The organism is Metabacillus rhizolycopersici (assembly GCF_020075705.1).
Genome location: NZ_JAIQUM010000003.1, coordinates 144,434 through 158,546, shown reverse-complemented (window position 1 = coordinate 158,546; position 14,113 = coordinate 144,434). Strand labels below are relative to the sequence as shown.

At 38.7% G+C, this 14,113-nt stretch carries 11 protein-coding genes; 9 read left to right on the top strand and 2 right to left on the bottom strand.

Going from position 1 to position 14,113, the window contains the following annotated elements:
• A partial coding sequence (locus K9V48_RS02645) for an IS3 family transposase (RefSeq protein WP_224136671.1) occupies positions 1-96 on the top strand: 96 nt, incomplete at its 5' end.
• A gap of 102 nt (positions 97-198) precedes the next feature.
• Here the strand turns inward: K9V48_RS02645 and K9V48_RS02640 are convergent.
• Positions 199-2,262, bottom strand: coding sequence for a transglycosylase domain-containing protein (locus tag K9V48_RS02640; protein ID WP_224136659.1), 2,064 nt, complete (start codon positions 2,260-2,262; stop codon positions 199-201).
• 369 nt (positions 2,263-2,631) lie between these two features.
• On the opposite strand from K9V48_RS02640, the gene speE reads away from it, so the two are divergent.
• The 7 genes from speE to argS all read left to right on the top strand — a co-directional run bounded on the left by speE (position 2,632) and on the right by argS (position 10,410).
• Positions 2,632-3,462 carry a spermidine synthase gene (gene speE, locus K9V48_RS02635; RefSeq protein WP_224136658.1) on the top strand — a complete coding sequence of 277 codons (831 nt, stop codon included), beginning with the start codon at positions 2,632-2,634 and terminating at the stop codon, positions 3,460-3,462.
• A gap of 472 nt (positions 3,463-3,934) precedes the next feature.
• On the top strand, positions 3,935-4,816 hold the full coding sequence (gene speB, locus K9V48_RS02630) for an agmatinase (protein ID WP_224136657.1): 882 nt from the start codon (positions 3,935-3,937) through the stop codon (positions 4,814-4,816).
• A 562-nt stretch (positions 4,817-5,378) separates the two neighbouring features.
• Entirely contained in the window at positions 5,379-6,140 is a 762-nt protein-coding gene (locus K9V48_RS02625) for a CAP domain-containing protein (protein WP_224136656.1), read from the top strand.
• Positions 6,141-6,553: 413 nt separating this feature from the next.
• Positions 6,554-7,561 carry a hypothetical protein gene (locus K9V48_RS02620; RefSeq protein WP_224136655.1) on the top strand — a complete coding sequence of 336 codons (1,008 nt, stop codon included), beginning with the start codon at positions 6,554-6,556 and terminating at the stop codon, positions 7,559-7,561.
• Positions 7,531-7,935 carry a hypothetical protein gene (locus tag K9V48_RS02615; protein WP_224136654.1) on the top strand — a complete coding sequence of 135 codons (405 nt, stop codon included), beginning with the start codon at positions 7,531-7,533 and terminating at the stop codon, positions 7,933-7,935. The genes K9V48_RS02620 and K9V48_RS02615 overlap by 31 nt, the downstream gene beginning before the upstream one ends.
• A gap of 376 nt (positions 7,936-8,311) precedes the next feature.
• Positions 8,312-8,743: a YwiB family protein gene (locus K9V48_RS02610; protein WP_224136653.1), complete on the top strand. Its 432-nt coding sequence runs from the start codon at positions 8,312-8,314 to the stop codon at positions 8,741-8,743.
• Positions 8,740-10,410: an arginine--tRNA ligase gene (argS, locus tag K9V48_RS02605; protein WP_224136652.1), complete on the top strand. Its 1,671-nt coding sequence runs from the start codon at positions 8,740-8,742 to the stop codon at positions 10,408-10,410. Before K9V48_RS02610 ends, argS begins: the two co-directional genes overlap by 4 nt.
• A gap of 299 nt (positions 10,411-10,709) precedes the next feature.
• Here argS and K9V48_RS02600 read toward each other — a convergent pair whose 3' ends face one another.
• On the bottom strand, positions 10,710-12,053 hold the full coding sequence (locus K9V48_RS02600; protein ID WP_224136651.1) for an MFS transporter: 1,344 nt from the start codon (positions 12,051-12,053) through the stop codon (positions 10,710-10,712).
• A gap of 253 nt (positions 12,054-12,306) precedes the next feature.
• Between K9V48_RS02600 and K9V48_RS02595 the strand changes: the two genes are divergently transcribed.
• Positions 12,307-13,431, top strand: a complete 1,125-nt coding sequence (locus K9V48_RS02595) for a 5-methyltetrahydropteroyltriglutamate--homocysteine S-methyltransferase (RefSeq protein ID WP_224136650.1) — start codon at positions 12,307-12,309, stop codon at positions 13,429-13,431.
• Positions 13,432-14,113: the final 682 nt, after the last annotated feature.

Sequence of the window (14,113 nt, the reverse complement as noted above, 5' to 3'; positions counted from 1 at the left end):
TATATAGAGTATTATAATACCAAGCGTATAAAGCAAAAGTTGGCAGGCATGAGTCCTGTTCAATATCGGATTCATACCAGCCAATTAGCTGCTTAATATAAAACTCTAACTTTTAGGGGTCACCTCACAACTCTGTTCGGGGTTTTTCACTTCCTTAGGCGCCGAGCGAAAACAAGAAAAGGGCGCTCTCACATTCAATTAATCCCACCATTTAAAGAACTTGAGCCAGCCTTCTTTCTTCTCCTTGTGAACATTGGCTCCATCCTCATTTACGTCTGGTACGTGTTCTGAACAATATTCTGTTGGCTCAGTGCCCTCGATATAATAAGTGAGTCTTTTGGTTGGACACTCCTCAGTAGCCAGCTTTCCACTAGCAGGATTAATATACACACCTGTGACTCCGTCTGGAGGTCGAAATGATTTTACAGATTGATCCTCCAATGCCTTTTCCATGAACTGAGCCCAAATTGTTTTTGCATAGCTTTTCTCTTGAACGAGTTCAATTTTTTTCCCTTTATCATATCCCGTCCATACACCAGCAACTAGTTGTGGAGAAAAACCAATCATCCAGCTGTCAGTAGATGTTGTCCCTGACTTTCCAGCATAGTCTCTTGTTAAGGAGTCAGCAATGGAATGACCTGTAACAGATGTGTAATCATTTAACTTTGTATCAAACATACCTGTCATCATATGAGTTGTCACAAAAGCAGCTTGCTCATTTAAGACTTGTTTATTATTCTTGTCTGCTTGATAAATGACTTCCCCGTTTCGATCCTCAACCTTCGTTACAAAGGTAGGTTCGATTTTATTTCCATTATTTTCAAGCATTCCGTATGCATTGACAATATCAATTAATCGGACGGGTGATGTACCTAATGCTGCTGAAGGGACTTCTTTGATTTTCGTTTGAAGACCAAATTGCTCACCAGCTTTCACCAACATCTCCATTCCGAGAAAGATATGAGTTTTCACAGCGTAGATGTTATCAGACAGAGCGATGGCCTGGAGCATTGTAATAAAGTCATTCGCATAATAATCGTTATAGTTGCTAGGTTTATAGGTTGCCATCCCATCATCATATGCAAAGGACGTTGGTTCACTCATCATTTCAGTTGATGGGGTAAATCCATTGTTGATTGCCTCATAATATAATAAAGGCTTTATCGTTGAACCTGGCTGCCTTTTCGCTTGTGTTGCGCGATTGAAGGGACTTTTTCCGTAATCTCGCCCACCAATCAATGCCTTAACATACCCTGTTTTTGGATCAATTGCTACAAAACCAGCTTGAATTTCCGATTTGTCCTCGATTGAATTCTCGACAATGTCCTCTGCAATCTTTTGCATGCTTGCATCCAATGTCGTATAAATTTTTAACCCTTTAGTTTGAATTGTTTGCTCATCGATCTGTAATTTATCAACTAAAGAACTCATCATAGCATCTTGAAAATAAGGTGCTATACTCTTTTGGGCTTCTTCAGCCCTTGTGAGATAAACAAGGTTTTCATGAACGGCCTGATTTAGCTGCTTCGTGGTGATATACCCATTCTCTTCCATTGTTTTCAAAATGAGTTTTTGTCTTTCTTTTGCCTTTTCTTGATTGGCATAGGGAGAATAAAGGGTAGGACCTTTCGGAATGCCTGCAAGCATCGCCGCTTCTGCTAATGAGAGCTGCCTCGCGCTCTTTCCAAAGTAATAGTTAGCCGCAGCCTCGATTCCATAAACGCCATGTCCATAATAAATCGTATTTAAATAACCCTCTAGAATTTCATCCTTACTATAATTCTGTTCTAATCGTATCGTATAGAGAGCTTCCGTTGCTTTCCGTTGCCATGTTTTTTCATGCTGTAAAAATAGATTACGAGCATATTGCTGGGTAATCGTACTAGCTCCCTGTACCTTTGACATCGCCTTTAAATCAGCTAAAGCGGCTCCTGCAATCCTTTTATAATCAAAACCATGATGGTCATAGAAACTACGGTCCTCAATGGCGATCGTTGCTTGCAGGACAGAGTCAGAAATATCATCAAGGCTTACCCAATAGCGTTTTTGACCATTGTGTAATTCTCCTATCTTTGCCCCATCACTTGCATAAATAATCGTTGATTGTGGCACTGTTAAAGAAGGAGGCCCTTGCCATTTTGCATACAAAACAATACTAAGAACGATGCTCGAAAAAAGGATTAATAATAGTAGACTAATAAACGTGATAGCACGTATTGTTTTTAACGTTATCCGAATTCGTTTAGGTGTAATAATATCCATCCTGCGCACCTCCGTTCTAGATAAGAATCTGTACATGGACACTGTTAGCCATTATAAGTTATTTTTAAGCTTTTTAAACATTTTGATAAAAAGTCTTGAAATTCATCTTGCAATTTGTCTAGATTCATCTATACTTTTTTTAGGTTTCTTAATATGAAAGCAAAATCGCTCAGGTCAGCCTAAAAGATACATAAGGTGCTTACCCAAAGTCTTAAGAATTTATTATTTCATTTTCCGGATGTTCAAAGGACTCGCCGGTTAAAATAAGAAAACAAGTTACATACACAAATTCTTCGCTTTTAGGTTTTTACCTGTAAGTAATTGGGATAAATAGAAAGTAGAGAGCGATACGCTGAAAGGATGATAATCATGAGTGAATTATGGTACACAGAAAAACAAACAAAGAATTTTGGGATTACGTTAAAAATTAAACAAACGTTACATACAGAGCAAACAGATTTTCAATATTTAGAAATGGTTGAAACAGAAGAATTCGGTAATATGCTTTTCCTTGATGGAATGGTGATGACTTCTCAAAAGGATGAATTTGTTTATCATGAAATGGTAGCTCACGTTCCTTTATTTACTCATCCTAACCCTGAAAACGTTCTTGTTGTAGGTGGTGGAGATGGCGGTGTTATCCGTGAAGTGTTGAAGCATCCTCAAGTGAAGAAAGCAACACTTGTTGATATCGATGGCAAGGTTATCGAGTATTCAAAAAAATTCCTTCCTGAAATTGCAGGAAAGCTTGACGATCCACGCGTTGAAGTAAAAGTTGGGGACGGCTTCATGCACATTGCAGAAAGCGAAAATGAATATGACGTTATTATGGTAGATTCTACTGAACCAATGGGACCTGCTGTTAACCTATTCACAAAAGGCTTCTATGCTGGTATTTCAAAAGCGCTTAAAGAAGACGGTATTTTCGTAGCTCAAACAGATAACCCATGGTTCACACCAGAGCTAATCACAAATGTTCAACGTGATGTAAAAGAAATCTTCCCAATCACACGTCTTTACACTGCGAACATTCCAACATACCCAAGTGGCTTATGGACATTCACAATCGGATCAAAAAGATATGATCCAATTGAAGTTAGCGAAGACCGCTTCCATGAAATTGAAACGAAATATTACACGAAAGAATTGCACAAAGCTAGCTTTGTTTTACCGAAGTTTGTTAGTGATTTAATTAAATAATACGAAAAGCGGAAGCGCCTTGCTCAGACCCGACAAGCATAAGGCGAGCCGTAATAGAAGGCGCACTTTGCCTTCAATTACGGATTGACTTATGACTCGAGGGTCTAGGTGCTGAAGCTAGACACAACGAAAAGCGGAAGCGCCTTGCTCAGACCCGACAAGCATAAGACGAGCCGTAATAGAAGGCGTACTTTGCCTTCAATTACGGATTGACTTATGACTCGAGGGTCTAGGCGCTGAAGCTAGACACAACGAAAAGCGGAAGCGCCTTGCTCAGACCCGACAAGCATAAGACGAGCCGTAATAGAAGGCGTACTTTGCCTTCAATTACGGATTGACTTATGACTCGAGGAGCTAGGTGCTGAAGCTAGACACGAAAACTAATTCAAAACCACATAATTTCTAGTAAATCAAAAAATACTGTTCAAAGTGAGGGGATATGCCTCTCACTTTTTTTTAGGAGGAAACGATCATGAAATTTGATGAAGCCTATTCAGGAAATGTATTTATCAAAAGTCACCCTAATTATGAAGAAAGTGAAGCGGTCATTTACGGGATGCCAATGGACTGGACAGTTAGCTACAGACCAGGCTCACGCTTTGGCCCAGCGCGGATTCGTGAAGTATCAATTGGACTTGAGGAATACAGCGCATATTTAGATCGTGAACTAGATGAAGTAAAGTATTACGATGCTGGTGATATTCCATTGCCATTCGGTAATCCGCAAAGAAGCATTGATATGATTGAGGAATACATTGACCAATTACTAGCTGATGATAAATATCCTCTAGGAATGGGTGGCGAACATTTAGTATCATGGCCGGTTATGAAAGCTATGTACAAAAAATACCCTGACTTAGCTATTATCCATATGGATGCACACACAGATTTACGTGATGAATATGAAGGTGAACCATTATCACATTCAACTCCGATTAAAAAAATTGCTGATTTAATCGGACCAACAAATGTCTACTCATTTGGCATTCGTTCTGGAATGAAAGAAGAGTTCCAATGGGCAAAAGAAGTTGGCATGCACATCGCTAAATTTGATGTCCTTGAACCATTAAAGGAAGTTTTACCAAAGCTTGCGGGTCGTCCTGTTTACGTAACGATTGATATCGACGTTCTAGATCCAGCACATGCACCAGGTACAGGAACAGTTGATGCAGGAGGAATTACATCTAAAGAGCTTCTAGCATCGATTCATGAAATTGCAAAATCGGATGTCCGCGTAGTCGGTTCTGATTTAGTAGAGGTTGCACCAATTTATGATTCTTCTGAGCAAACAGCTAACACAGCTAGTAAGATTTTAAGAGAAATGATCTTAGGCTGGGTACAGAAGAAAGGGTAATAATCGTAACAGTGAGGAGTCTGACAATATAAAGGTGTCAGGCTCTTTTTTGTTGTTTAGGAAATTATAAAATTCTTGTACTGTGGATAAGTGCACGACAGCAAGCGTAAGCGCCTAGCCCCTCGAGGTCATAAGCCACTTTTGAATTGAAGGCAAAGTACGCCTTCTATTCAAAAGCGTCTTATGCTATGCCTGAGGCTGATCAAGGCGCTTCCGCTTTTGTTCTGTGAACGGAGCTTAACCTTAAATTTTGTAACATCCTAGTTATATCTGTAACAAAGCTTGGGTTTGTAGAAAGGTGTCAATAGGAGAAAAAGAATATGTTTTCGCATTGGTAACCAAATTATTACAATGGTAGTGATTATTTTACTATTTTTAGATAGGTTTATCATGTTCTACTAAAAGATTAATAGAGGGAGTTAATAAAGGAGTAGTGGATAAGTCAATTCTCCTATTACCAAGAATGGAAAAATAAATTGCTAAATCTTGCCTGTAATATTACAAAAAAATGCATGTTACGATAGATGCGAATTAAGTGAACAATCAAGGAGGATGGAAGCAAATGAAGAAAAAAGTGATAGTGTCAGTAGTTGCGGGAATCGCTCTATTAATGGCAAATCCGATCGCAAATCAAGCAGACGCAGCTTCAAATAATACGAAAACAGAGGCAAAAGTATATTATTATTCAGGGAATAGTAATTCAGATCAAATTAATCAACTAGTAAAGATAAATCTACAAAACTACCAAGTAAAGCAATCAACAAGTCAGCCAGTTCAAATTAAGATAGTTAAAAAGGCAACACCGGTAGCATCCCAGCAACAAAAAAGTCAACCAGTTCAAGCGAAGGTAGTTAAAAAAGCAACACCAGTAACATCCCAACAACCAGCTGTCAAGCAACCTCAAGCTTCTCAACAACCGAATCAAACAAACCAGTCTGCATATAAACTAAGTGCATACGAACAAAAAGTAGTAGATTTAACAAATCAGCAACGAGTAAAAAATGGACTACCAGCACTTAAAGTTGATCTTTCATTAAGTAAGGTTGCTCGTGAGAAATCATCGGACATGCAAAAAAACAATTATTTCTCACATACTAGTCCAAGTTATGGATCTCCATTTGATATGATGAAGAAATTTGGCATCACATATAAAACAGCAGGAGAAAACATTGCAAAAGGTCAACGTTCACCAGAAGAGGTCGTTAACGCTTGGATGAATAGTGCTGGTCATCGTCAGAATATTTTAAGTTCAAGCTTTACTCATATTGGTGTTGGTCATGTAGCAAATGGAAACTACTGGACTCAACAATTTATCGGGAAATAACGACTAGCATCAACTAGATTCCACTTCGAGGAAAAAACATACTGTATATATTTGAGGACGAAACCACATAGGTTTCGTCCTTTTGTACTTGTGTTTAGATTCTACTGGTCAATGAAATTGTAAAATTTGATGGTAAGCGTATTGAGAATCCTTAAGAGATTGGCTATTTATCGAAAGCTAACCTTTTTCTGGAACCCCCTTTATTAGTGAGCACTTTGGCTCCTTTTCCATTGCTTCGGGCTTCTAGCCCATCAAAAAACAACAATCATTTAGAAAACAGCCTTTTGAAAAGTATACCCTCTGATAAATGTTGTTTTAAAAAACGTATCATTATTTCTTTGGGAAAATTCAACAATTAGGTCAATTATCATACTTTATTGAGGAGTAGAAAAAAGGAGGATTTTCTGTGAACAGTGAAAATTGTAATTGTCCTCGGTGTAGGAAAAATAAAAACCAAGAAATTGAACATAAATGCGAGAAACATAAATGCGAGAAACATAAATGCATTTGTGAGAAAGGTCCAAGAGGACCGCGTGGATTTCAAGGACGACCAGGACCACAGGGACCAGCAGGATCCCGAGGTCCAAAGGGAGAACCAGGGTCACAGGGACCACGGGGACCAGCAGGATCACAAGGACCACAGGGAGAACCAGGGTCACAAGGACCACAGGGACCAGCAGGGTCACAAGGACCACAGGGAGAACCCGGATCACAAGGACCACAGGGAGAAGCGGGGTCACAAGGACCACAGGGAGAACCAGGGTCACAAGGTCCAAAAGGAGAACCAGGGTCACAAGGTCCAAAAGGAGAAGCGGGATCACAAGGTCCAAAAGGAGAACCCGGATCACAAGGTCCAAAGGGAGAAGCGGGATCAAAAGGTCCAAAGGGAGAACCCGGATCAAAAGGTCCAAAAGGAGAACCAGGGTCAAAAGGTCCAAAGGGAGAACCCGGATCACAAGGTCCAAAGGGAGAACCCGGATCACAAGGACCAAAAGGAGAACCCGGATCACAAGGTCCAAAAGGAGAACCCGGATCACAAGGTCCAAAAGGAGAAGCGGGATCACAAGGTCCAAAGGGAGAACCCGGATTACAAGGTCCAAAAGGAGAACCCGGATTACAAGGTCCAAAAGGAGAACCCGGATCACAAGGTCCAAAGGGAGAACCAGGGTCACAAGGTCCAAAAGGAGAACCCGGATCACAAGGTCCAAAGGGAGAACCAGGGTCACAAGGTCCAAAAGGAGAACCCGGATCACAAGGTCCAAAGGGAGAACCAGGGTCACGAGGTCCAAAAGGAGAACCCGGATCACAAGGTCCAAAGGGAGAACCAGGGTCACAAGGTCCAAAAGGAGACAGAGGACCTCAGGGGAAGCGAGGACCTTCAGGAGGTATTTTGGCATTCGGATCTTTGTACACAGATGTAAAATTACATCCTATTATTGAAGGGGAAAATCTTGAATTCGACTCCATGGGACCAGCGGTAGGCGCTGCTCTAGATATTACCGCAAATTCTATTACGTTATTAACCGCTGGTGTATATGAAATAACAGCAAATGTTACCGTTAGACTAAGTCCGGGGAACGAATCAGTCATTTTCGGAATTTACAATGGAGATAATTTTATTTCAGGTTCTAGGTTCCAAGCTAGTGTTGGTAAGATAACGACAGTCACTCTAACAATAGGAAAAATAGTTCAAAGCCATGTAAGTGAAGGAGATGTAATTAGTATTAGAGCGATAGAAAGCAACGGTTGCCCAGAATATTTAGAATCCTCATTAACCGTAAAATGTATTTTATAGATGGTTTTAGTCGATTCATCTTATTATTAGAGTAGAAATTCTAGACTTTTCCTCATAATATTCTTAAAGAAAAGAAATAGGTTGAAAAACAGAGTGTATAAGTTTTGCTTTTTGGATGAACATGAATGTAAATAAACACTGATAAAAGAGGCTCAGTCAAATTAGCTGTTATACAATCGCATTTGAGTGAGTCTCTTTGTAGCCTTTTGTTTTAGAGAGATCATAAATAATTAATTTGCCTGTGTTTGCTGTTTTTTATTTTAAAGTGAATGTTGGTAAGCTGAGGAACAAACAACCCCATATTCCCCCTTGCGAAGTTGCAAATCGTTCCTTATACTATTAAAGTTAAGTAGGTAGATGAAAAGGGAGTGTCTATATGTCAAAAAGCACACCTATTAAAATCCACGTTTTATCGGAAATCCAAAGTCAGCATGACAAAGAAATAGAAACCATTGAAGTAACGACAACCGGAGAATATTTTCTAAAAGGGAAGACGATTTACGTACGCTATGAAGAAAAGCATGAGCTTGGCTTTGTCAAAACAACTGTCAAAATAGCTGAAAATGACGTCGTTGTTATGCGCTCAGGAGCTGTGACAATGAAGCAACGTTTTAGGCTCGGAACGCTAACCCTAACAGATTACTCGACCCCTTTTGGAAAACTTCAGTTAGAAACACATACAGAATCGTTATCATTTGATCAACATGAGCTTGAAGGTAAGCTCATTATTTTATATGATTTGAAAATAGATGAAAATGAAACGCATGTACATAAACTAATGATTACATATAAGGAGGAGCAAAAATGAATATCGTCCAACAAGTGAAAGAACAGTTAAAAGATGAAATCAAAGCCGCTGTCGTCAAAGCAGGTCTTGCAGAAGAAACGCAAATTCCCGACGTTCTTTTAGAACTTCCAAAAGAAAAAGCACACGGAGATTATTCGACGAATATGGCGATGCAGCTTGCGCGTGTGGCAAAAAAGGCACCTCGTATGATCGCTGATGAGATTGTTGCCAACATTGATAAAGAAAAAGGATCAATCGATAAAATCGAAATCGCTGGCCCAGGCTTTATTAATTTTTACATGAACAATAGCTATCTAGCGGAGCTAATCCCGTCTATTATTAAAGCTGGATCTAGCTACGGTGAATCAACCATCGGTAACAACGAAAAGGTGCAAGTTGAATTTGTTTCAGCAAATCCAACAGGCGACCTTCATTTAGGTCATGCTCGTGGTGCAGCAGTAGGCGATTCCTTATGCAAAGTTTTAGCAAAAGCAGGCTATGATGTGTCACGTGAATATTACATCAATGACGCTGGAAATCAAATTAACAACTTAGCGAACTCAATTGAAGCTCGTTATCTACAAGCTCTAGGTAAAGATGCTGAAATGCCTGAAGATGGTTATCACGGTGAGGATATCGTTGGAATTGGGAAAAAACTTGCTGAAGAGTATGGTGACAAATTCGTTGAGCAAAATCGTGACGAGCGTTTAAGCTTCTTTAGAGAATATGGCTTGAAGTACGAAATGGGCAAGTTGAAAGCTGACCTTGAAGAGTTCCGCGTTTCTTTTGATGTATGGTACTCTGAGACATCACTTTACCATAATGGGAAAATTGATGAGGCGCTTGCGAAATTAACGGAAAAAGGTCATATCTACGAAGAAGAAGGAGCAACTTGGTTCCGCTCAACAACGTTTGGTGATGACAAAGACCGTGTATTGATCAAAAATGATGGCTCTTATACGTATTTAACTCCTGATATTGCTTACCACAAGGACAAGCTTGACCGTGGATTTACGAAGCTGATCAATGTGTGGGGAGCTGATCATCATGGCTACATTCCACGTATGAAAGCAGCGATTGAAGCGCTTGGCTATGGTAAGGAAACACTAGAAGTCGAAATCATTCAACTTGTTCACCTGTATAAAAATGGTGAAAAGATGAAAATGAGTAAGCGTACTGGAAAAGCTGTCACAATGAGAGACTTAATCGAAGAGGTTGGTCTTGATGCGGTTCGCTATTTCTTTGCGATGAGAAGTGCGGATACACATATGGATTTTGATCTTGATCTTGCTGTATCGACATCAAATGAAAACCCTGTTTACTATGCTCAATATGCACACGCACGTATTTGTAGTATGCTTCGTCAAGGTGAAGAGCAAGGAATCACATATGAAGAAAACTTAAAACTAGATGAAATTGTTTCTGAAAAAGAATTTGATCTATTGAAAAAACTAGGCGAATTCCCACAAGCAGTTTCAGAAGCTGCCCAAAAGCGAATTCCACATCGTATTACAAACTATATCTACGATTTAGCAGCAGCACTACACAGCTTCTACAACGCTGAAAAGGTGCTAGATCCTGAAAATACAGAAAAAAGCCGTGCAAGACTTGGCTTAATGAAAGCAACACAAACAACATTGCAAAACGCATTGACATTAATCGGTGTTTCAGCACCTGAAAAAATGTAAAGGAAAAAACTCAGATGAGAGCTTCATCTGAGTTTTTTTGTATATTTGTTTAATTACAAATAAAGCCGTTTAATTTACAATAAAGTTGTTAAAAATGCTAGCCATAATGCTGAAGGGAGGTCCGAATTTTTTCAGACATCCCTTCGCTTTATCCCACCTTAACGGGCAGTAAAACTCCCACTTCAAGATTCAGGAGAAGCAAAGAAGATAAGAGGGAGATAACTGCCCGTAAAGATCCGATAAGTTTCGCTAACCATCAGTGGGGGATGAGGAGAACCCCCACTGATGGAAGTCTCACTTTATAATGCCTGGGCTGTTTCAGTGTTGTTTGCCTCTGATTCATGGGCAGGTTGATAATCGGCGTGTTTATCATTAACGAAGAACAATGCGATCATACCGAATACAGCGGCAATTCCAATGGCGATAAAGTTAAATTGTGGTTGTAGGTTCATTGTCAGTAACATCGCCACATAAGTCGGAGCCACAATGGAGCCGAGGCGACCAAAGGCCATTGTACTTCCAAGTGCTGCCGATCGAATCTCGACAGGATAATACGCAGCAACAAATGCATTTGACATATTTTGTAGACCAACTGTTGCAGCACCGATGAGAAAAATGAAAAAGTACGCTAAATAGAGATTCGTAGAAAAGCCAATGAGTGTTAAAGAAATAGCACCAACTAAATAAAGTGGAATTAACACATTTTTAAATCCTACTTTTTGAATGATATTACTAAGTATGACTGTGCCAACAATCGAACCGATTTGTAACACGGCAACAAACATTAAGCTTGAAGATAAGGTATAACCAGCCTGTAGCATCAATGTAGGTAACCAAGTATTAAGTGAATACATTAAAATGAATGTACAGAAGCATGCTAACCAAAACATCATCGTTGTAACAGCGAATTTTTTTGTGAAAAGAGCACTAACGGGTGATTTTTGTGCTTGTGCTTTCTTTTTATAAGTAAAATCAAGTGTTGTAGCAGCGCTTGGTTGAACTTTATTAACAATCATCACAATCTGGTCGTGTTGTTTGTGAGTAAGCAAGTAATCAAGTGATTCTGGAATCGCTTTTAACATGAATGGAATAAAAAGTAAAGAAATACCGCCAATCCAGTAAACTGGTTGCCATCCGAAATCAGGCAGTAACGCTTGACCGATGAAGGAAGCACCCATCGCCCCAACTGAATATCCACAAAAAATAAATGAAATGATAGCAGCACGATATTTTAATGGTGCATATTCAGAAATAAGTGAAGCGATATTCGGCATAACCCCACCAAACCCAAAGCCGGCAATTACGCGACAGATAGTAAAGATGATTGCATTCGGTGCAAAACCTGAAAGCATTGTAAAAAGACTAAACATCAGTGTCGTTAAAATAATAATATTCTTACGACCAAAACGATCCGAATATAGACCGAACAGTACTGCACCAGTAGCTGTACCAATGGTTGTATAGCTACCGATGGAACCGGCTATCATATCTGAAATCCCCCATGATTCTTTTAAGAAGGGAATTGTAGCCCCATAGATCACGACATCATATCCTTCAAACATCAGGATGATAAATAACCAAAAAACTAGCAGAATGTGGAACGGTTTTAATTTGCTTTGCTCAAAGAAAGAAATAGGATTCATAGCGCACCTCCATAAAATGTTGAATAAAATTACGATGTATAATGACTCATTGGTATAACCGTTTGTTTATGAGAGTAAGTGTAGCACGGAGAAAATCATAGAGTGTAACATATATAATCTGTAGCTCGATATAGTTTAAAGCTATAGCAAGAGATAGAATTTATATCTTAGGTTATAAGTGATTCCCTATTATATACTTATCTTACATTAAATGTAGAAGAGAATCGCCTTTTCAGAAAGAAGGAAAATGTTTATGGAAAAAACTTTAGTTAAAGCTCCATTTAGAGCTGATCATGTAGGGAGCTTACTTCGCTCTGAAAGTATTAAAAAAGCAAAAAGAGACTTTCAAGAAGGTAGTATAACAGCTGAACAATTGCGGGAAGTGGAAAATCAAGAAATTAAACGCATTGTTGATAAACAAATTGAGGTTGGACTGCAGTCTGTAACGGACGGTGAATTTCGCCGTAGTTGGTGGCATCTTGATTTTATGTGGGGATTAGATGGTGTAGAAAAAGCAGCTACTGAAGTTGGACTTGCTTTTCAGGGAATTGAGACACGCAAGGAAACAGCACGTGTCACAGGTAAAATCGATTTTTCAACACATCCTTTTTTAGAGGATTACAAATATTTGAAATCATTAGTTCCTGAAGGCGTGATTGCAAGACAAACATTACCTTCAGCGGTACAATTTCTATACGAAATTACAAAACCGCATAATATTGACTATACAAAAAAACATTATCCAAACAAAGGAGATTTATATAATGATATTGTTCATGCATATAAAAAGGCATTCAATGCATTTTACGGGGCAGGCTGCCGTAACATTCAAATGGATGAGGTTGTTTGGGCCGTGCTTTGTGATAAAAACTATCGTGAAAACGCAGCAAAAGAAGAGATTGATTTAGATGTATTGGCAAAAGAATATGTCGAATTAAATAATCGTATTCTTGCTGATAAACCAGAAGATTTAATTGTCACAACACATGTTTGTCGAGGCAATTATCGTTCGACATGGCATTATTCTGGTGGATATGATCCTGTTTCAGAGGAATTATTCCGAAATGAAAATGTAGATGCTTATTACCTTGAATTTGATTCTGAGCGAGCAGGTGGTTTTGAACCACTTCAATATCTTTCCGGAGACAAGCAGGTTGTCTTAGGTCTTGTTACCTCCAAAAGTCCAGAGTTAGAAAATGAAGAGGCTGTGATTGCACGTATTAAAGAGGCAGCTCAATATGTACCACTAGACCGTCTTTGCTTAAGCCCGCAATGTGGATTCTCTTCAACAGAAGAGGGAAATGAATTAACCGAGGAAGACCAATGGAAAAAGCTAGAATTGATTAAAAAAATCTCAGAAAAGGTTTGGGGAGAATAATCAATCGTCTTTATGAACTTCACGACTTAGATTACTTACCATTGTCTTAATAAGAGGGGCTCTCAAATGAGTAAGTAGTTCAGTTTTTGTGAAGGAAATCAGAAATAACATAACAAATAGAGTGCTGAATCGCATAGGTTTTAGCACTCTATTTTTTTGTCGTATCAGTGTTTATAAGCATTTTAAACTTAGGCTGTTTTAGTAAACTTTGTTGTTTTTAAACTTACTTGATTTCTAATTTAACTTTTCGAAATGATGTATCGTCCATAATCATGATTTATTGTCAGAACTTGAGATTTTTTGTCCAAGCTCAAGGTTTTATTGTCTGGTTTTGAATTTTATTGTCCGAAATAACCAAGGTATCGACCAACCTTCAATTTTCGACATATTTTTCGTCCCGCTCTATAACTGCTGTTAATCTTTTTATGTTTAAAAACAACAATCTTTTAGAAAAGAGCCTAAACTTAAATCAATACCCAATATCACGCTGCTAAAAGGTTTGCTATTGGGTATGTTCATTCTTCTGTAAATTGAAAGGTAATTCAGGGTTTTGGTAAAATATGTTATATTGAATATAAGAGTTTATGTAGAAATGTTCTTACACTAATCACGCAGTAGAGTTAAACAAAAATAGTGACATAGATGAAAAAACAATCAATTTTAAGGAGTAGTTACTATTCTT